The sequence below is a fragment of the Ruegeria sp. BC1 genome, from assembly GCF_056539305.1.
This window is the reverse complement of record NZ_JBQFUT010000012.1, coordinates 1-19,906: the sequence shown is the minus strand read 5'-3', so window position 1 is coordinate 19,906 and position 19,906 is coordinate 1. Positions and strand designations below refer to the sequence as shown.

The following is a 19,906-nucleotide window of genomic DNA, read 5'->3' as shown; positions in this document are numbered from 1 at the left end:
CCGCGCCGCGTGATTCACGGCTCAAAAAAAGCGGCGACAAGATCGGTGTCTTCTGGCTGACTGACACGCAGATGGCGCGTCTAAAACCTTTCTTTACAGGGTCTCGTATTAAGTCTCGCGATGTGCTGTCACCCATTTGTTTAGCGTTGAAACTCCAACACCCAAATCCGATGCAACTTGCTTGCGTGCCAGCCCAATGGTCAGTTCGAACCGCACCGCATCAGCGCGGATTCGTCCTTCTATTTCAGTCCCATAGTTCGTCTCCTTTGCTGCAATAAATGCTCACAAAGGAGCGACATCAAACCGCCACACGTCTAAGTTAAGCACTTACACTCTCGCAATACGATGAGGATGTAAGAGTGCTAAACGCCATTAGGCACGATCAGTCCGCATCGTCAAAAAAAACGAAACTCATCTTGTTGCCATCGAGGTCGCGAACATAGGCTCCGTAAAAATCAGGCCCATATTGCGGGCGCGGCCCCGGCCCCCCCTCGTTAGTACCGCCAGCAGAGAGTGCTGCTGCATGGGCCGCACGCACCTCGGCCTCATTTTCGCATAACAAACCTACCATATTGCCGTTACCCGGCGTTGCTGCTTCTTTATTAAACGGTGGTGTTACCCAAATCTGTCCTCCGCCGCGCAGACCATAGCCAAACCCATGGGGCATGAAATCCATGACCACTGTTCCACCAATAATGGGCAAGACGGCATCAAAATAAGCCCTTGCCTTTGTTACATCATTGGAACCGATCATCACATAATTTAAGGACATTGTTCACCTCGTTCAGAATATTTGACCATTTCTGCCACCGCGCTCGGGGCAACCGCAATCTACTGGTTAGTAAACCTGAGCCTAAGTCTACAAACGGCATTCTCCCTTTATGGGCGCACCGTCTGGAACAGCGACCAATTCATTGTGGAAGATACCTTCTCAAGGGCTCTGGTTCCGACCAAAGAATTTCCGTAGACGTCAAGTCCCGGAGACCAGACAGCTATGCTGGCAATTCCTGGCACTATCGCTAAAATTCCTCCCCCGACCCCGCTCTTTGCAGGAACTCCTACACGAAAGGCAAAGTTGCCGGAGCCGTCATAGTGACCACAAGTCATCATAAGCGAAAGAATTCCAGCGGTATTTCTATTAGAAATTAGGTTGGGCTTCTGTTTGTCGCCTACCAAGATGCGTCCGGCCGCTGCTAACTGCCGTACCGTCATCTCAATCGCACATTGTTCAAAGTAAGTTTGCGTTGTTTTGCTAGGGTGGTTGTTTAGATTCCCGAATTTAGCCAGAAGTTCTGCAATTGCAAAATTCGACCCTCCATTGTCTAGTTCAGATTGGGCTACCGCAGAGCTAACGAAGATATTATCGTCGTTAGCCGCGGCACGAATAAATCTGATGATCTCACTGATAGCCTGCCTACGTGTTCTATTGGACAGGAGTTCGTCTGTAACAACCAGTGCTCCAGCATTTATGAAGGGGTTTCGCGGTCGACCTTTCTCGTTTTCTAAGTAGGCGACTGAGTTAAAAGCTCTCCCGGTTGGCTCTTTTCCGACACGTTTCCATAGATTTTCTCCGCTTCTACCCAAAGCTACAGCCAATGAAAAAACTTTCGAGATGCTTTGGATCGAAAAAGGAGTATCAGCAAAACCAACAGAATACTCTTGGCCATCAGACAACGATATGCACATACCGAATTGATTAGGATCAACCTTTGCCAGTTCCGGTATGTAACTTGCAGTCTCTCCTTTGTCTTGAATCCCTTGTGCGAACGATAGTGTCTCGTTTAAGAGCTCCTGAATATCAGTCATCACTGATTTCTTCCGGTCATTAAACTCCGTTTCACCGCGATTTGCGCATGGCTTGAAGCTGTTTTGCAAATTAGTGTGGCCATAAGGGCGGAAAGAATTTCGTTGAAGTATCACGACGAAGACATTCTCGCGTTTTGATGTACTGTTGCGCTGTTTATTGCGTGGAGCTTTTTTCGCGGATAACGAACAGTATTTCGAACCAACAATTTTGGGCAACTCTCACAAATTGGTGCTCTGAGGCCGTTTTAGTGGCGTCCACCGAGATATTCCGCAATTAGCAGTTACCTACTTTCGGTGAAAGGCAAATTCGAAGGCAATTTTTCTTTGACGCCACTAGATGATGTTGAGCCAATCGAGTTGGTGAACGACACTTCTAGTAAAGACTACTAGGCTAACAATTCATCCATAACCCTTCCGACCGCCGACACCGCTAAGACAACTGGACCATCAAAGATAGATCTCACGTATTCTTTTTCTGCGGCAGTGTAGGCCATACAGTCCATCACGATGACTTGGGCGCCCTTCATCTTTAAATCTCTTGTTGCTTTTGTAAACGCGGCTTCGAAACCACCTGGGGCCACGGATGAGGCTACAACGTTAACACTTTCCCGTTTCCATTTTGCCTGCATGTTGGGTATTTGCTCTGGTAGTGGAGCCAACACCCCAAGCCGACCTTCCGGCAAGATGGCATCAACTAATCCGGCAAGTATGCGCGAGGCCTCAATAAGCGGAATACTGCCCTCAAAACGAGGAAACGTTCCAGTGCAACAGAGTAAAGCCAAAGATGTTCCCTCAGATTCAAGTAACTTGAGGCAGTGATCCACTCTTTCGGAAACCAATTGTTTCGACAACGACACCTCAACTCCATCAGGTAAGCGCGCAAAAAGTGCGTCGCCACCATCCTTCGGCTCGGCGGCGGATATCTCCCTTCGTGATAAGCCATCCAAGACGCCAACTTGGCGGATTACTTGACCATTTGGGCTATTTCGAAAAAGTTCGTCCATCAATACAGGACGCGGGGATTGTCCGATGACAATTACACCTGCTGCATGCTTGCTCATCACTTGTTGTCCTTCAAAACCACGAGATCCGAAGATGCCCAATTCAGCGAGATTTCAGCTCCCACCTTTAGACCCGTTGAATCCGTGCGATTTGGTGCTTGCGCCAAAATGGGCTGACCTGATACTCCCATTTGAACTTTATAAAGAATTGAACCGCCTAAGAAATTCACGCTCTCAATGCGGCCGGTGATACTGGACTTTGCATCACTCAATGGCCTTATCTCTACTCTCTCAGGGCGAAGAGCCACCGTACAGGCTTTGGAAGCGCCTTCCGGACGATTAATAGGAGTACCGTCCTCGAGAACCCAGCTTCCGTTACCACCCACCGGTCTACATTGAAGCAGATTTGCATCACCGATAAAGTCAGCAACAAAGGAAGTTTTTGGAGAATCATATATCTCGGCCGGTTTTCCGATTTGCTCGACCTTTCCTTTACTCATCACAGCAATGCGATCAGACATTGCCATTGCTTCTTCTTGATCGTGAGTTACAAATACAGTTGTGAGCCCGAGGTTGCGTTGCAGTTCTTTGAGTTCAAACTGCATTTGTTGCCGCAACTTTTTGTCCAGCGCACCAAGCGGTTCGTCACACAACAGGACAGTAGGCTCGACGACGATAGCCCGAGCCAACGCAACTCTTTGCTGTTGGCCACCGGAAAGCTGACTAGGTCGTCGAGCTCCATACCCGTCCAGCGACACCATTTCTAGAGCTCGATCCACTTTTCGTGCAATTTCAGATTTTTCCATTCCTCGCATTCGAAGCCCAAATCCGACATTCTCGCTTACAGTACGATGGGGAAACAAAGCATAGTTTTGAAACACCATCCCCATATCACGCTTGTGAGCAGGAACTTGGGTAATATCGAGATCGCCCAACAGCAGTCGTCCGCTCGTTGGTGTTTCAAAACCTGCAATCATTCGAAGCGTAGTAGTTTTTCCACAACCTGATGGTCCCAGTAGTGAAAAAAACTCTCCAGCCTCTATATTGATGTCGATTGTGTCGACGGCGCGAACGCCGCCGTCGTATGTTTTTGACGCTTGTTGAATAGTGATGCTAGCTGTCATGCGCGAAAAATCCTTGCCACTCGCGCGTCGATAGCGTCCTTGTTCGCATTGTACCAACGCCAGTCAACTTGTACCAAACTTTCTACCCGCTCCGGTGTTGTTATTAGTCTTTCTTGAAAACGTTCATCCAAAACTACTTCTTTGTTGGCGGGTGAGAACCAAACTGTTTCCGCCATTAGTTTTTGAACGTCTGGGCGGAGCATAAAATCGAGGTACTCATAAGCTAGCTCCTTTTTCTTACTTCCAGTCGTAACACTAAGTACTTGCTCTAGGGCAATAAGGCCTTCGCTAGGTGCAGAGAACTCAAGCACAGGATTTGTTTCTACGTACTTTAGAATCCCGCTGTCATGAATGACGCCAAGTGATACTTCTCCACTGAGGAGCATTTGCTCCATTGATCCTGTAAAATCTACGAGCTTGATGGGCTTAAGGTTCTCCAACGCCGCGTAAGCGGCGTCCAGGTCGTCAAAACCAGAACCATATATGGAAGCAACCATTGTCAAGAAAGACTGACCAAGGCTATTGATTGGAATCACATAACTTCCACGACGTCCAGCGTACTCTTCCAACCATAAGTCCTGCCAAGAAGTCGGCGTCGATGACACTAAGTCTGTTCGATAACCAAGGCCAATACCAGACGTGAACATAACTACACCTGCCACTTTGTCGCTGGTCGCATAGTCGTACAGATTTGCAATGTTTGGCACTTGATTTTCAGATACTTCAGGTTCAATCAAACCCATCTCTGCAGCGGCCCACTGCACGTTGTTATTGTTATGCATGACGTCATAGACAGGGTTGTTCCGCGGGCTAGCTTGAAGCTTCGGAAGGAACGGGAAGCCCGTGTCCCGCTCCAGACGTCCGCCAGTCTCTTTTTCAAATAGGGCATCCAAGGTTGAATCAAACACTTCACCCCAGTTACCGCCCCAACCGGTTATTTTAAGCGTAACCGCTTCTGCGTTCGCGATGTGAGGCGATGCAAGAGCCATTGCTCCCGCTGCGGCCCCCGTCGCCAACAACTGTCGCCTTGTAACTTTAGAAATTGTCATTGCGTTGCTCCTCTGTCAGGTGAATTATAGTTTCGTGTACGTTCGCAGGCCGACTGTTCGATCAAGTCCAAGTACCATTAGGAAGGCCAGAAGAATTGATATGATCGAAGCAGCAGCGATGGTTCCGTCTAGTGAGAACCGCAGGTAGTTGAAAAGTGTAATGGGAAGCGTCTCATTCCCTGGGCCAACGAGGAAGAGCGATACGGCGAATTCGTCAAAAGACACAATGAATGCGAACAAACCGCCTGCGATCATTCCGGGCTTAATGAGCGGCAATGTGACTTCAAAGAACACACGCATATGGGATGCTCCCAAATTTGTCGCCGCCTCTTCCAGACGTCGGTCGAAATTTGCTAGAACCGCGAGCGTAGTGCGCACGACGTAAGGCGTCGTTACAATTGTATGCCCCATTACCAGACCCCAAAGAGGTCTACCGACGTCAAGAAAAACATAAGTTTGAAACAAGGCCAAACCCGTCAAGATGGCTGGTAGCATTAGTGGAGACAACACAAATGCTGTTATGGCTTCTGAGCCCGGCAATTCGCCACGGGCAAGTGCAAGAGCTGCAGTTGCTCCAAAGAAGATTGCAAGCACCGTGGTAAACACCGCAACTTTTAGACTTAGCAGCAGAGATTCCATGAATTCCGCTGACGTAAAAAACTCCTTGAACCAAATGAGCGAAATGCCTTCGGGTGGGAAGCTGATGTATGGCGTCGGGTTGAGAGCAAATACGAAGATTATTGCTATCGGAGCCAACATGAAAAAGACGATCAGAAGATTGATGCCGATGTAAACTAGACGTGCCATGTGTCAGTTTTTCCCCATTACCGAGGTGAGCGCTCGATTGTAGGCAGCCACGAGAACTAGCGAAATCACCAACAGGATCATTCCGAGTGCGGCCGCGAAATTGATGTTGAAGGAAGAGGAGACCTGCTGATATATCAGCAGTGGTAGTGTAGTTACTTGAAACCCGCCCATAAGGATGGGAGTGACGTAGCTAGAAATTGCGAGTGAAAAAACTAGCAAAGAACCCGCAACAACACCGGGTAAAGAAAGCGGAAGTGTTGTCTCGAGAAAAGCCCGGAACGGGTGCGCGCCCAAGCTGACGGCAGCTTGCTCCAGCCCAACATCAATCCGACCAATGACACCAGTTAGAGTCAACACCATGTAGGGAACTAATATATGTGTTAAGCCGACAACAACGCCAAACTCATTGTACATCAGCGCTAACGGCCCATCGATCCACCCAAGCCTAATTAGGGTTTGATTGATCACGCCGTTGTCAGCCAAAATCGTCATCCATGCGAATGTCCGTACTACTAGACCCGTTAGCATTGGAGCGATTATGGATATGAGAAGAAGAGCATGAACAGTTCGGTTACGTACTCTAGCCATCAGGTGAGCCATTGGGTAACCAAGAAATAAACACGCAGCGGTTGTCCAGAAGCCAATTCGCAAAGTGGACCAAAGCACATTCCAGTGGTAGGGGTCGCTGGCAAACCGCAGATAGTGTTCAAACGTGAATGAAACCCTATCTTCGACTATAGGGTTTCCGGTCAACAAGCTCATAACTGCCATTAGTCCGATTGGAAGAATAAAGAAGACAGCGAATAAAACGGCGCAAGGCAGCAACAAAAACCCGACTAAATTGCGGCCAGAAAAATTCGAAGCCCCAAGGGGTTTTCCACTCGACAGTTTACCCTTCATGGCTATCTCTTGAGGCATCACTTGCCTCCCCCGACTAAGTTCGCTTGCTTTGGGTTAAGTGCCCAACTAGAACCAGCACCGTCGCAGCCCACTTCCGTCACGGGAAGAATTGAAACACTGGCAGCTGATTTGAACAGATGACGCTGCGCTCTGTGCGTTTCGCTTATGAAGGATCTCCTACATCGCTCTAACGTTTCACCAAAGAATCGTGATCGCAGTCCCGAACGAGCATTTTTTTTGTGGACAATCAACAATATTACCTCCCGAGTTAGGTGATCTTAGAAAGCGACCCGAAAGCGTACAATAAGGGTCTACCCCTAGGTTCTGGACACACAGATTTGGTCGCGGCCATCTCAGTTGCACTTTTCAAGCAGCTGAGTTTGAGGTCTTTGTTGCAAACTTTTTGCCATTGACGCTCGAGAACGCAGAGAATGAGTAGCTGCCGGCGTAGTTCAGCCGAAAGTCAGTTCATGATTTCTTTCAAGGGCGCGCAATATCCGAAGAATGTGATCCTATTCGCGGTCTTCTTCTGGCTCTGATGGAGTGGGCATCCCCTGATCTCTCATCTGATAGGTTTTGGAGATGGAAACCATCAGGAGGTTAGCAAAGGTCCATGCCAAGTGTCCCTCTCCTGGATAGCGGGGCATCGACTCAATTAAGATATCCTATCCATATCATTTTCCAACCTATCCGAGGGCACACTTGCTCCAAACGGACCTTTCCTAGATGCCTTTTCAAGGAACAATCGTGATCTTCGGGAGGAACAATGGGCCAGTCGAACCCCCTATCTGCATCCCTATTCAAACTGGGTAAAACAAAGCGCAGCCTTTTGATGGCAACTCCAGGGATCGCGTTCTTCATAGTGTTTTTTGCGATCCCACTCGCGGCTTTGTTTTTGATTTCTTTCGACTCCCCGACGCCGGGCGTTGTCGATGTGCAATGGATGTTTGAACTGGAGAACTATGTTCGGTTCTTCACGCGCTCACTATACTACGAAGCTGCAGTTCGATCAGCTGGTTTGGCATTCCTCGTATCGGTAGTAGCACTATTGCTCGGCTACCCCTTGGCATATCTCATTGCCAAGGTGCGAAATCCTTCGGTGAACACATTTCTCATCATTCTTGTCCTTTGCGCGATGCAACTCGACATGGTGATCCGCCTCTTTGGCCTTATGGTTCTAATGGGCGACAATGGGATAATTAATGAGTTCCTCAGGTGGATGGGTTGGCTCGGTGAAGAACCGGTTCCACTCATGTATAATTTCTTTGGCGTTGTCGTCGGATTGGTGCAGTTCTCTCTACCGTTCATGATCCTCTCCCTGGTTGGGGTCATTCAAGCAATAAACCCGTCGCTGGACGAAGCCGCTCGTAGCCTAGGTGCTACGCGTTGGCAGAGTTTTTGGAAGATTACCATTCCGATGAGCATGCCGGGAGTCCTGGCTGGAATGCTGCTCGTCTTTGCCATTTCATTTTCGTCTTATGTCGTTCCGACCTTAATGGGTGGCTGGAAAGTAGTCGTGCTGCCAATTCACATTTTTCAACAAATTGCTGAGCTCGGCAAATGGCAGTTCGGCGCTACAGTGGCCGTCGTGATGTTCTCCATCAGCGTTTTCTCCATGCTGGTCTATCAACGCGCCGCTGCTCGTGTTTCAGGAGGAAGAACATGACCCTTGCGCAAACACAAACCAAAATCCAAATTTCACGCCGTTCGAAGCGACAAAAAACAGCCGTACCTGGACCTCTCAAGTTAGTTGCGGGTCTTGCCATCTTCGTCCTTGTTGTGCCGATGATCATCGTCATCTTAGCCGGGTTGAATTCGGGAGATCACCTGAGTTTTCCTCCGGACGGGCTTTCATTGAGATGGATCGGGGCATTCTTTCAGTCTGATATCTTCCTGCCAGCCTACGGCTACAGCTTGATGGTGGCGATAATAACGGCGTTCTTTTCCACTATACTTGGAACTTCCGTGAGCCTGTTTCTTGTTCGCACCCGGTTCGTCGGCCGCGAGGTAACCAGGGCTTTCTTCATGTCTCCGCTGATGCTGCCAGGAATAGTCATGGGCCTGTCGCTCTACCTGTTCTACGTCTCAACCGATATAGGACTGAATGGTACGCTTGCAGGGCTTGTGATCGGCCACGTTCTAGTTACCTGCCCCTATGTCATTGGGACAGTTAGTGCTGCTCTTTCTGGCTTTGATGTTTCGTTGGAAGAGGCGTCACGAAGCCTCGGCGCAAATCAATGGCAGACCTTTCGAAAAGTTACTCTACCAGTCATTTCTCCTGGCATCGTCGCAGGTGCAACATTCGCCTTCATCGTATCGTTTGGCCAGTTTGACGTGTCACTGTTTCTTGCGCCGCCTGATGCTACACCGCTTCCGATGGCTCTCTACGTATCGCTAAGATACACGTTCGAGCCGACTGCAGCTGCCGCAGGCATTTTCGCAATCTTTTTGGTCGCGGTGTCGATGCTGTTTGCTGCGCGCATGGCCAACCTCAAGCGCATGGCCAACGTCAACTTCTCTTAAACTCAAAGAACCAACAGAAAGGGTACGCATCATGTCAAAGACTACACAGAACACGTCGAACATATCGCGTCGCAGTTTGCTGAAGTCAGCTGCAAGTTCAGTTGCTTTAGCTGGGCCGGTGAGCTTGTTCAACATCAACCACGCTTGGGCGCAAGATGTAGTGTGGGATGGGGAGCCCTTTGACGCGGGCGGTGCAACAATCAGGATCAATGAATGGGGCGGGTTTTGGCAAGAAATCATGACCCGCGAAGTCATCGAACCATTTGAGAAGACTTACAATTGCAATGTAGCATATGACTCGTCGTATCCATGGTTCCCAAAATATGTTGCTAATGGTCCTAAAAACCCTGCCTTCCATATTGGAAATTGGAATCTGAATGAAATTATCAAACTTAGCAGGGTCGGCGACTTCTTCCTTACGTCGGAAGAGTTAATTCCAAATCTGCCAAATGCCAAGAATTGTTGGGATTTTGCTTTCCAAAGCGGCCTTGGAGCGACTTGGGGCTTTGGTCAATATGCTTACGCCTATAGGACAGATTTGCTAAATCCAGCGCCAGAAGGCTTCAAGTCTTTCTGGGATGAGCGTCTTGCGGGTCGCCGCGGCTCCTACATTACCTCGAGCGGACTGCAGCAGGTTTTCTTCATGACAGCTGCCGCAGAGTGGGGTTCTGACCAAATGGACTTGGACGCTGGTTTCGATGCCATGCGCCGCGCCATGCCGATGAAGATCAGCGACTTTACAGGGAATATGCAGACACTCATCGAACGTGGTGAGGTCGAAATGGGAGTGCAGTGGGAGGGAGAAATCTTTCTCATGATGGACAAAAATATACCAGTTGCGCCACTAGTTTGGGAGCGTAAGCCCGTACTAACACAAACACACACGGTGTCGCGCTACTCCGATCCAATCGAGAAAAAGCTAGCGTTGGCTTTGGTAAACGCAAAGCTCGACCCGGAATTTCAGACAAAAGCAGCAGAGGCTTTTTACCTGCGCCCTTCGAATAAACTGGCGGTACTGCCGGAGAGGTTGAGCAACAAAGGCGTGACCAATACGGCCGATGCAATGGAAGGTCTCTGGATCCCTGACTGGAACTGGTACCTCGACAACGAAGACGAGATTACTGAGACCGTAAACGAGATCTTCTCAGCATAACTTCCCAAATACTCGCTCCGGCACTGGGCTGGCGCCGGAGCGCAATCAGCAAAGTAAGGTCCCAAAATGGCAAATGTGAAAATAGACGCACTAAGCAAGTATTACGGCGCGCATTTGGCGGTGGATGACGTCTCCTTGGATATTCAAGAAGGTGAGTTCTTCTCGTTTCTTGGGCCCTCGGGTTGCGGTAAATCCACAACCCTTAGGATGATCGCTGGATTCGAGGAAACGGAAATCGGCCACATCGAAGTGGGCGGAGAAGACGTATCTGCGCTACCACCGGAGTGCCGGGATATAGGATTTGTTTTTCAGAATTATGCAATCTTTCCGCATATGAACGTTTATGACAACATCGCTTTTGGACTTCGCTTGCGAAAAATATCTGAGGACGAGATTGACCGGCGCGTGCGTGTTGCCCTCGATCAAGTTGGAATGAAGGGATACGAGAACCGCTACCAAAGAGAAATGTCCGGTGGGCAGCAACAAAGAGTCGCGTTGGCGCGCGTACTAGTGACAGAACCAAGGATATTGCTTCTGGACGAACCACTATCTGCATTGGACAAAAATCTTCGCGAGGAAATGAAGTTCTGGATTAAGAACCTTCAGGAGACTTTGGGAATAACGACGATATACGTTACGCACGATCAAGGCGAAGCTCTGACAATGTCAGATCGCATTGCTGTAATGAACGCGGGTACAATCTCACAGGTAGGCACGCCTAGAGAAATTTATGAGCGGCCGAAAAACAGGTTTGTAACGGAGTTCATCGGAGAGTCTAATATTATTCCCTGTTCGATAATCGAGAGAGATGATGACAAAGTGGTCGTCGAAGTCGGCGACAGACATTTCCAGGCACTTCTTGCGGATGAGGCCGCATTGGAAGCTGAAGCATTCCTCGCGTTGCGGCCAGAAGCGATAATGGTTGATCTGAATGAGGCGGGAAGCGAATGGAACTCGATCAAGCTCGCCATCAAATCCGTGACATTTCAAGGGGCCTTGGTTCGGTTTGAGTTTTCTCTTGGAAGTTCTTCACTAATTGCTGAAGTTCCAAACTGTCATCGCACCCCGAAGGCCAAACCTGGTGACGAGCTTTTTGTATCATGGAGATACGACGCGGGACGGGTTCTAACAGACTAGTCTCCCAATCCTCCACTTTGGCAAACATTGGAAGCGACTAGGTCGCCCATTGTGATAAAACATTGGCGCGAAGCGGAAACTTGCTCGTGTCGAACTGACGATTTAGACTTGCTGTATGTTGCCTGAAACTGACAAAGGTGTTTCAAAGCAATTTGATCCGGGAGCTGAACAAGCCGCCAGGCAGATTCCTCGTAGTCATCTGGCGCGTCGTTTCATGGATGGCCTGGCTAAAAAATTGACGCTTATTGAAGCCCCGGCGGGGTACGGTAAGACCACTTTGATGCGCATCTGGTCAGAGCAACTGAGAGATCAGGGTCACGTGGTTCTCTGGTTGCAAGGAGGTATAGACTCAGCTGAAACAAGTGTCTTAGAAGAGCAAATTCTGTCTGAATTGAAGAGAGACTCGAATTCGGAGAGTGGACCAATATCACCATCGAGTGGCGCTGCGATGGATGAGACTTCCCTTCAACATGTAATTTTGGAAGGTCTTTCCGACTATAAGCGGCAAGTCACGCTATTTGTGGATGATTTCCACGACTGCAGTGCACGTGAAATTCGATTCATTAACCGGATCATCTCAAATACCGCTAAATCGGTCCATGTCGTTATTGGCACTCGAGAAGCACAGGGGATTCCATTAACTAAGCTACGGTTGGACGGATTGGTGTCTGACTTTGGGGTTGAGGAGTTGCGTCTAGACAGGTCGGAAGTCGCCGAACTTCTTGGTTCGTCTGCCCAGTCGGAAAAAATTGATTTCTACCTAGCCTACTCAGAGGGGTGGATCGCAGCAATTCAACTTCTTCGACAAGCAAATATCGTCGACTTATCGGAACGGAAAGGCGTAGGTGGAGAAGCACGCGTAGCGCAATATCTCAACGAGCACTTCTTTAACCAACTGTCTGAAGCGCAACAAGCCTTTCTTATAGACACAGCACACATGCGGACAATAGATGGCGACTTGGCTAACTTCGTTCGCCAGAAAGAGGATGCGTGGAGACTTCTTGATGAACTCTCTGACGTTCATGGTTTGGTTTTTGAAGTTCCAAATAAAGTACCACGCTATCGATATCATCAACTGCTAAGAGACTTCTTGTTAAAGAGGCAAGTGCTTCAGGGAGAAGGGGCAGTCAAAAACCTACATCGACGAACGGCTGAGTGGCTTTTTAGACATGGGAGATTGTTACCGGCAATTCGACACGCAATCGAGGCCAAAGACGCGGATCGGGCGGTTGAGATGCTTTTGGACAGCGGAGGTGTACAAATTGGTATGCGTCACGGCGCTCCGCGTCTGGCTGCCTGCCTCGACATGCTTCCAATTAGCAAAGTCCACAGCAATCCAAGGCTTTTGATTGCCCGCGCCTACCTTCTGCTCAAGTCTGCTAGGATGGATGAGGCTCGTTTGTATCTAGATGAAATCAAACAATCGGCCGACTCCGCAGACGAATTGACATGGCGCGAGTTTGTGATGGTTGAAGCACATCGGCGCGTTTATGAGGATCGCCACTTGAGCGAGGCGCAGCTGGCGTCTCTTGAGCATGCGGCGAACACAACACCTGTTGAAGACGTCATTATGAGGGGTCTCTTTTCCAACTTTCTTTGTATTTTTTATATTCAAGCCGGCGACTTCAAGAAGGCACAGGAACATGCCGACGCTGCAATGTCGATCTTCATTGATCTCGATGCGGTTCATTTGCAGTTTTTCATGCACCTGCATCTAAGCGTTATCGATTTAGACAAAGGGCGTTTTTCATCGGCTCAATCAAGACGGCGACTCGCAACAAAGCTAATTGAAAGCAACTTTCAACACGACCCGGCCTTATGCGCGTTGGCGGACATCTATTTGTGTGAGATTCAACACGAACAAAGCTTACGTTCAGGCGTCGAAGAGAAACTTGTGATTGCTTTGGATCGAGCTGGACGGGCCGAAGGTTGGAGTGAGGCATTCCTTTCGGGGTATGAAACTGTGTTGGGAGCGTGCATCGAGGATGGGCGGTATAAAGCGGCAGTTTCGTACGTCGCACGGGCCGAGGAAATGGCATCCCGCCGCGCGTCAGATCGATTCGAACGACATCTTCGGATTCTACAGCTCGAACTGGCGGTGGCTTCCGAAGATCAGGTCGAAGCAAATCGACTTTCAATTCAAGTTCGGTCTCTCCAGAGTCTCCAAGGTCAAAACATGCTTCGCTGGCGCGGTCAAATTCTGGCAACTCTTGCGTTAGCACGCTTTGAGCAGTGGAAAGGCAAAACGATTCAAGCGCTGTCGCTATTGGACGATGTTACAAAGGAGTGCTGCAAACTCGGTCTGGGAAGATACCAGATTCGGGCGGAGTCTCTAAGATTGGTTGTTCTTGCAACCGCTGAAAACTGGGAAAGTGCAGACCGTTGTCTTCGAGAGCTACTAAGCATCGTCGACCCTAAATTCCCGGGGCCGTGTGTTCGCCTTGGCGATTCATTTCCGCAAGCTGTGCGGGATTGTATTCATTCAAATGGCTTGGGCTCTTACTCCGAAACAGAGACGCAAAGATTGGCGGAGTTACTCTGGGCCTGCTCCCGTCAAAAGAACCGGAATTCAGGATCTATATTTGAAGAAATCCTCACGGAACGCGAGTATTCGGTCCTCAGACTTGTCGCCGACAATGCAGCAAACAAAGTTATCGCAAGAGAACTCGACCTTAGCGAAGCGACCGTCAAGTTCCATATGAAGAATATCTTTGCAAAACTTGGGGTTAACTCGAGAAAACTTGTGGCTGAGATTGCCCACGCTCACGGCCTTTAAAAATTGAATCTGACTACCATCACCTCACGCTCTTTGTCGTAGCTATCCATATTACTCGGACAACTAGCCATTCCTTGCCTTGTTTCTAAAGCGCGCGACCAGCGATAGTTGTCGAGACGTTTAACGTAAGGGAGAAGCGTATGCACATCGGCGTAGACGTGGGTGGAACCAACACTGACGCAGCATTGCTAAATGGTAGCAACGTTCTCGCGTCGATCAAATCCCCAACGACCGCGGATATCGGGTCTGGCGTGGTCAACGCTATCCGTTCGGTTCTTAAACAATCTGGATCGAACGCATCTGAAATCACATCAGTGATGATTGGGACAACTCAGTTCACAAATGCCTTTGTAGAGGGCAAAAAACTTGTTCCTGTTGCGACATTTCGGGCCGCGCTTCCAGCAACTGGAAGTCTTCTGCCCATGGTGGAATTTCCCAAACACCTTTCAGATCCTATCGGTAAAGTGAGCTACCTTGTTGCAGGTGGTTACGAGTTTGACGGTAGGGAAATCTCGCCTCTAGACGAAAATGCAGTGGCTGAGGCTGCCAGGGATATGAAGAAACGCGGTATTTCTTCCGCCGCCGTATCTTGTGTATTCACGCCGATCAATGACACGATGGAGCGGAGGATGGCCGAAATCATCCTCAATGAAGCACCGGACACCCACTTGACCCTATCAAGTGAGTTAGGACGCGTAGGCCTCATCGAGCGCGAAAACGCGACTATTATGAATGCATCGCTTTGTGATTTAGCCATAACAGTGGTGAACGCGTTTCGCTCTGCGCTCGATAAGCTGCAGATAACTTGCCCGTTCTACATTTCGCAAAACGATGGTACTTTGATGTCCGCTGAATTCGCGGAGAAATACCCTGTTCTCACATTTGCGTCGGGGCCTACCAACTCAATGCGAGGAGCAGCGTTTCTGTCCGGCATCAAGGACGGAATTGTAGTAGACATTGGTGGTACGACTTCTGATATCGGTGTCCTAAAGGATGGATTTCCACGCGAGTCTGCAATCTCTGTCGACATTGGGGGCGTTCGTACGAACTTTCGCATGCCTGACGTGTTGGCTGCGGGTCTCGGTGGCGGCAGCATTGTCCGCACAGAACGTGACGGGCTGAGGATTGGACCAGACTCAGTTGCTCTCGAATTACTTTCAAAGGCAAAAGTATTCGGAGGCGACACCCTGACAACCACTGATATTGCTGTTGCCGCTGGCTATGCTGATATCGGCGACAAGTCTTTAGTAGGCGATTTAGACGATCGGTTGGTACATGACGCTGTCGATTTGATGCACCTCATGATTGAGGAGGCCGTTGACCGCATGAAATCCGGTAAAGGGAACGTACCGGTGATCTTGGTGGGCGGTGGTAGTGTGCTGGTGAATAGGGACCTCAAAGGTGCAAGCGAAGTCATTAAACCAGAGTTGAGCGGTACAGCGAACGCAATTGGTGCGGGCTTAGCCCAGGTCGGTGGTGAAGTCGACAAAGTCTATTCTTATGCCTCAATCGGCCGAGATGCAGGGATCACGCAAGCCAAAGCGGAAGCAATAGACCGGGCAGTTGAGGCAGGTGCCGACCGAGATACAGTTTCAATTGTGAACCTTGAGGAGTTGCCACTAGCCTATCTGCCAGCTGGCGCTGTCCGAATAAAGACGAAAGCAATTGGTGATTTGGCGGATCAGAGGGCAGCCCAATGACAGAGATCAATCTTGAAAACCTTGAGGACTTTATCCGCGGAACTGCCGTTCTGGGAACCGGTGGCGGAGGCGATCCATACATCGGCGGCTTGATGCTGAAGCAGGAACTTGAAAATTGCAACAGCGTTAAGCTGATTGATCCGGAAGAGGCAGATGATGACCTTTTTGCGGTGTCAGTAGCCTGCATGGGTGCGCCGACGGTTTTTGTAGAAAAAATCCCAAACACAAAAACAGCGATTGAAGGTTTGCGGCGATCGGAGCAAGTATTGGGACGTAAATTCAATGCCATAATTCCTCTAGAAGCCGGTGGAATCAACGCAACGCTTCCATTGGCGGTCGCTGCGAGATTGGGACTTCCCGTCATAGATGGTGACGGTATGGGACGAGCATTTCCTGAGTATCAGATGACCACGTTCAATTTTTCAGGCATCCGTTGTGCCCCATTCATTATGTCGGATGATTTCGGGAATACGGTTCTAATCGACTCTGACGAGGCTGCGTGCGCGGAGGAATATGGTCGCCCTGTCTGTGTCAAGATGGGTGGTATTGCGCAGGTAGCAAGCTACGCTATGACCGGTGCGCAAATTCGAACCGGCACAGTCCCGAGAACCGTTAGTCTGGCTTTAGATATAGGTCGAACCATCCGTGAAGCCCGAGTGAAGGGTGAACAGGATATTTCGGATGCGCTAATACAGTACTTCAAAACGTCTAACCCTCCTCGATTTTCGAGGCTTCTATTTGATGGAAAAGTTGAGGACGTTGTTCGCGAGTCAGCCGATGGTTGGGTTAAGGGTCAAGTCCGGTTGGTGGATGATGACAGACATGTGCTAGAGATTCCCTTCCAGAATGAATTTTCTCGTGCGATTTTGGATGGCAGTACCGTAGTCACCACACCGGATCTCGTCTTGGTATTGGATCGGGAAACGGGAGAAGCTATTACCACCGAAACGCTGCGGTATGGGCAACGTGTCAAAGTCCTTGGAGTAGCCGCAGTTCCAATTATGCGAACGCCGAAAGCACTGGAAATCATCGGTCCTCGCGCGTTTGGTATCGACGAAGATGCAACCCCAATCGAAGCGATCGCTTGGAACGGTAGCCACTAAGACAACTCCTTTTGTTCCGGAAAAGTACATGCGAACGGCGAACGTTCGCATGTCCGGCAGCTGAGTTTGCATCTTGAGCTTGGACTTGCGCGTTTTCGTTCAATTTGAGCTGTTTCACGCAAACAACTAAGAACTCTTTTCGTTAGAATGAAAAACCCTACATACGTGACCGACTTCAACAAGATCCTGATTGCCAATCGCGGCGAGATTGCCATACGCGTGATGCGCGCAGCCAACGAGATGGGCAAACGCACCGTCGCAGTGTTCGCCGAGGAAGATAAGCTGGGCCTGCACCGTTTCAAGGCTGACGAGGCGTATCGCATTGGCGAAGGAATGGGGCCGGTTGCGGCTTATCTGTCGATTGATGAGATCATTCGGGTTGCTAAGGAATGCGGTGCCGACGCGATCCATCCCGGTTATGGCCTTCTGTCCGAGAACCCGGACTTTGTGGATGCCTGTGTACAAAACGGCATCACCTTTATCGGCCCCAAGGCCGAGACCATGCGCGCGCTTGGCGACAAGGCCAGCGCCCGGCGTGTTGCCATCGCGGCCGGAGTGCCGGTGATCCCGGCGACCGAGGTTCTGGGCGATGACATGGACGCGATCCGGGCCGAGGCCAAGGAAATCGGCTATCCGCTGATGCTGAAAGCCAGCTGGGGCGGCGGTGGGCGTGGCATGCGCCCGATCAATTCTGAAGACGAGCTGGAAGAGAAAGTCCTTGAAGGTCGGCGCGAGGCCGAGGCCGCGTTCGGCAATGGCGAGGGGTATCTGGAAAAGATGATCACCCGCGCCCGCCATGTCGAGGTGCAGATCCTGGGCGACAAACACGGTGAGATCTATCACCTTTACGAGCGCGACTGCTCGGTCCAGCGCCGCAACCAGAAGGTCGTTGAACGCGCCCCTGCCCCGTATCTGAGCGACAAACAGCGCGCGGAAATCTGCGAACTGGGCCGCAAGATCTGCGCCCATGTGAACTATGAATGCGCCGGCACCGTCGAATTCCTGATGGATATGGAGACAGGCAAGTTCTACTTCATCGAGGTGAACCCCCGCGTGCAGGTGGAACACACTGTCACCGAGGAAGTCACCGGCATCGACATCGTTCAGGCCCAGATCCTGATCGCCGAGGGCAAGACCCTTGCCGAAGCGACCGGCGCTGCCAGTCAGGCCGACGTGCATCTGACCGGTCACGCGCTGCAGACCCGGATCACCACCGAGGACCCGCAGAACAACTTCATCCCCGATTATGGCCGCATCTCCGCCTATCGCTCGGCCACCGGCATGGGCATCCGTCTGGATGGTGGCACGGCCTATGCGGGTGGCGTGATTACGCGGTACTATGACTCGTTGCTGACAAAGGTGACCGCCAAGGCCCCAACGCCCGACGCGGCGATTGCCCGGATGGACCGGGCCCTGCGCGAGTTCCGTATTCGCGGCGTCAGCACCAATATCGACTTTGTCATCAACCTGCTGAAACACCCGACCTTCCTGTCGAATGAATACACCACCAAGTTCATCGATACGACGCCGGACCTGTTCACCTTCAAGCGTCGCCGCGACCGGGGTACTAAGGTTCTGACCTATATCGCGGACATCTCCGTAAACGGTCACCCGGAAACCAAAGACCGCCCGGAACCGCGCGCCGATTTGAAAGAGGCCAAGCCCCCCGCCTCGAAAGCCGAGCCGCAGATGGGCACTCGCAACCTGCTGGAGCAGAAAGGCCCGCAGGCCGTGGCCGACTGGATGAAGGCCCAGCGTCAGTTGCTGATCACCGACACCACCATGCGTGACGGGCATCAGTCGCTGCTGGCCACCCGGATGCGGTCGATCGACATGATCAAGGTGGCGCCGACCTACGCGGCCAACCTGCCGCAACTGTTCAGTGTCGAATGCTGGGGCGGCGCGACGTTTGATGTGGCTTACCGCTTCCTGCAGGAATGCCCGTGGCAGCGTCTGCGTGATCTGCGCGAGGCGATGCCGAACCTGATGACCCAGATGTTGCTGCGCGGTGCCAACGGGGTTGGCTACACCAATTACCCTGACAACGTGGTGCAGGAATTCGTGCGCCAGGCCGCCAAAGGCGTCGACGTGTTCCGCGTCTTCGACTCGCTGAACTGGGTCGAGAACATGCGCGTGGCCATGGATGCCGTTATCGAGAACGACAAGGTCTGTGAAGGCACCGTCTGTTATACCGGTGATATTCTGGACCCGGATCGCGCCAAGTATGACCTGAAATACTATGTCGGCATGGCCAAGGAACTGCGCGATGCAGGGGCCCATGTTCTGGGTCTGAAGGACATGGCGGGTCTGCTGAAACCGGCCTCGGCCAAGATCCTGATCCGGGCGCTGAAAGAAGAGGTCGGCCTGCCGATCCACTTCCACACCCACGACACCGCCGGTATCGCCAGCGCCACCATTCTGGCCGCGTCCGAGGCGGGCGTGGACGCGGTGGACTGCGCGATGGACAGCTTCAGCGGCAACACTTCTCAGGCGACGCTGGGCACCGTGGTCGAAGCGCTGCGCCATACCGAGCGCGACACCGGTCTGGACATCAAGGCAATCCGCGAGATCAGCGACTATTTCGAAGCGGTGCGCGGCCAGTATGCGGCCTTCGAATCCAGCCTTCGGGCCCCCGCGTCCGAGGTCTATCTGCACGAGATGCCCGGTGGTCAGTTCACCAACCTCAAGGCGCAGGCGCGTTCCCTGGGTCTGGAAGAACGCTGGCACGAGGTCGCCCAGATGTATGCCGACGTGAACCAGATGTTCGGTGACATCGTGAAGGTGACCCCGTCGTCGAAGGTGGTTGGTGACATGGCCCTGATGATGG

15 protein-coding genes and 1 pseudogene are annotated in these 19,906 nt (G+C 51.1%); 8 read left to right on the top strand and 8 right to left on the bottom strand.

The features are described from left to right. Window positions 1-111: 111 nt before the first annotated feature. The 8 genes and pseudogenes from ACR0IY_RS20130 to ACR0IY_RS20095 form a co-directional block, all read right to left on the bottom strand. Window positions 112-243 (bottom strand): annotated as a pseudogene (locus ACR0IY_RS20130) (transposase); the annotation flags it as partial. Window positions 244-382: 139 nt separating this feature from the next. Then, a complete protein-coding gene (locus ACR0IY_RS20125; RefSeq protein WP_480676535.1) occupies window positions 383-772 on the bottom strand; it encodes a VOC family protein in 390 nt (129 codons plus the stop codon). A 107-nt stretch (window positions 773-879) separates the two neighbouring features. Continuing rightward, a complete protein-coding gene (locus tag ACR0IY_RS20120; protein WP_480676533.1) occupies window positions 880-1,806 on the bottom strand; it encodes a glutaminase in 927 nt (308 codons plus the stop codon). A 386-nt stretch (window positions 1,807-2,192) separates the two neighbouring features. Continuing rightward, window positions 2,193-2,867 (bottom strand): AroM family protein, encoded by a 675-nt coding sequence (locus tag ACR0IY_RS20115; RefSeq protein WP_480676530.1) that lies wholly within the window; start codon window positions 2,865-2,867, stop codon window positions 2,193-2,195. Beyond that, a complete protein-coding gene (locus ACR0IY_RS20110) occupies window positions 2,867-3,931 on the bottom strand; it encodes an ABC transporter ATP-binding protein (protein WP_480676528.1) in 1,065 nt (354 codons plus the stop codon). The genes ACR0IY_RS20115 and ACR0IY_RS20110 overlap by 1 nt, the downstream gene beginning before the upstream one ends. Next, a complete protein-coding gene (locus ACR0IY_RS20105; protein ID WP_480676526.1) occupies window positions 3,928-4,980 on the bottom strand; it encodes an extracellular solute-binding protein in 1,053 nt (350 codons plus the stop codon). Before ACR0IY_RS20105 ends, ACR0IY_RS20110 begins: the two co-directional genes overlap by 4 nt. Window positions 4,981-5,004: 24 nt before the next feature. After that, complete coding sequence (locus ACR0IY_RS20100; RefSeq protein ID WP_480676524.1) at window positions 5,005-5,787, bottom strand: ABC transporter permease; 783 nt, start codon at window positions 5,785-5,787, stop codon at window positions 5,005-5,007. A 3-nt stretch (window positions 5,788-5,790) separates the two neighbouring features. Further along, on the bottom strand, window positions 5,791-6,687 hold the full coding sequence (locus tag ACR0IY_RS20095) for an ABC transporter permease (protein WP_480676522.1): 897 nt from the start codon (window positions 6,685-6,687) through the stop codon (window positions 5,791-5,793). Window positions 6,688-7,453: 766 nt separating this feature from the next. Here ACR0IY_RS20095 and ACR0IY_RS20090 point away from each other — a divergent pair. From ACR0IY_RS20090 to ACR0IY_RS20055, 8 genes are all read left to right on the top strand, one after another. Then, the gene (locus ACR0IY_RS20090) at window positions 7,454-8,353 is read left to right on the top strand and encodes an ABC transporter permease (protein ID WP_480676520.1); all 900 of its coding nucleotides are present in this window, start codon (window positions 7,454-7,456) and stop codon (window positions 8,351-8,353) included. Then, complete coding sequence (locus ACR0IY_RS20085; RefSeq protein ID WP_480676518.1) at window positions 8,350-9,210, top strand: ABC transporter permease; 861 nt, start codon at window positions 8,350-8,352, stop codon at window positions 9,208-9,210. Before ACR0IY_RS20090 ends, ACR0IY_RS20085 begins: the two co-directional genes overlap by 4 nt. A 31-nt stretch (window positions 9,211-9,241) precedes the next feature. Beyond that, complete coding sequence (locus ACR0IY_RS20080; RefSeq protein WP_480676516.1) at window positions 9,242-10,363, top strand: type 2 periplasmic-binding domain-containing protein; 1,122 nt, start codon at window positions 9,242-9,244, stop codon at window positions 10,361-10,363. Window positions 10,364-10,429: 66 nt separating this feature from the next. After that, window positions 10,430-11,500, top strand: coding sequence for an ABC transporter ATP-binding protein (locus ACR0IY_RS20075; protein ID WP_480676514.1), 1,071 nt, complete (start codon window positions 10,430-10,432; stop codon window positions 11,498-11,500). Between the two features lie 115 nt (window positions 11,501-11,615). After that, window positions 11,616-14,276: a LuxR C-terminal-related transcriptional regulator gene (locus tag ACR0IY_RS20070; protein WP_480676512.1), complete on the top strand. Its 2,661-nt coding sequence runs from the start codon at window positions 11,616-11,618 to the stop codon at window positions 14,274-14,276. A gap of 140 nt (window positions 14,277-14,416) precedes the next feature. Further along, window positions 14,417-15,976, top strand: a complete 1,560-nt coding sequence (locus tag ACR0IY_RS20065) for a hydantoinase/oxoprolinase N-terminal domain-containing protein (protein ID WP_480676510.1) — start codon at window positions 14,417-14,419, stop codon at window positions 15,974-15,976. Further along, complete coding sequence (locus ACR0IY_RS20060; RefSeq protein ID WP_480676508.1) at window positions 15,973-17,079, top strand: DUF917 domain-containing protein; 1,107 nt, start codon at window positions 15,973-15,975, stop codon at window positions 17,077-17,079. Before ACR0IY_RS20065 ends, ACR0IY_RS20060 begins: the two co-directional genes overlap by 4 nt. Before the next feature lie 165 nt (window positions 17,080-17,244). Beyond that, window positions 17,245-19,906 (top strand): pyruvate carboxylase (locus ACR0IY_RS20055; protein ID WP_480676638.1); only part of this gene is annotated, 2,662 nt, incomplete at its 3' end.

Bases quoted from the DNA above. Each gene is read 5' to 3' on its own strand.
- ACR0IY_RS20125 (WP_480676535.1), bottom strand. From the start codon at position 772: ATGTCCTTAAATTATGTGATGATCGGTTCCAATGATGTAACAAAGGCA.
- ACR0IY_RS20085 (WP_480676518.1), top strand. From the start codon at position 8,350: ATGACCCTTGCGCAAACACAAACCAAAATCCAAATTTCACGCCGTTCG.
- ACR0IY_RS20070 (WP_480676512.1), top strand. From the start codon at position 11,616: ATGTTGCCTGAAACTGACAAAGGTGTTTCAAAGCAATTTGATCCGGGA.
- ACR0IY_RS20060 (WP_480676508.1), top strand. From the start codon at position 15,973: ATGACAGAGATCAATCTTGAAAACCTTGAGGACTTTATCCGCGGAACT.
- ACR0IY_RS20110 (WP_480676528.1), bottom strand. From the start codon at position 3,931: ATGACAGCTAGCATCACTATTCAACAAGCGTCAAAAACATACGACGGC.
- ACR0IY_RS20095 (WP_480676522.1), bottom strand. From the start codon at position 6,687: ATGAAGGGTAAACTGTCGAGTGGAAAACCCCTTGGGGCTTCGAATTTT.
- ACR0IY_RS20105 (WP_480676526.1), bottom strand. From the start codon at position 4,980: ATGACAATTTCTAAAGTTACAAGGCGACAGTTGTTGGCGACGGGGGCC.
- ACR0IY_RS20100 (WP_480676524.1), bottom strand. From the start codon at position 5,787: ATGGCACGTCTAGTTTACATCGGCATCAATCTTCTGATCGTCTTTTTC.
- ACR0IY_RS20090 (WP_480676520.1), top strand. From the start codon at position 7,454: ATGGGCCAGTCGAACCCCCTATCTGCATCCCTATTCAAACTGGGTAAA.
- ACR0IY_RS20115 (WP_480676530.1), bottom strand. From the start codon at position 2,867: ATGAGCAAGCATGCAGCAGGTGTAATTGTCATCGGACAATCCCCGCGT.
- ACR0IY_RS20065 (WP_480676510.1), top strand. From the start codon at position 14,417: ATGCACATCGGCGTAGACGTGGGTGGAACCAACACTGACGCAGCATTG.
- ACR0IY_RS20120 (WP_480676533.1), bottom strand. From the start codon at position 1,806: ATGACTGATATTCAGGAGCTCTTAAACGAGACACTATCGTTCGCACAA.
- ACR0IY_RS20080 (WP_480676516.1), top strand. From the start codon at position 9,242: ATGTCAAAGACTACACAGAACACGTCGAACATATCGCGTCGCAGTTTG.
- ACR0IY_RS20075 (WP_480676514.1), top strand. From the start codon at position 10,430: ATGGCAAATGTGAAAATAGACGCACTAAGCAAGTATTACGGCGCGCAT.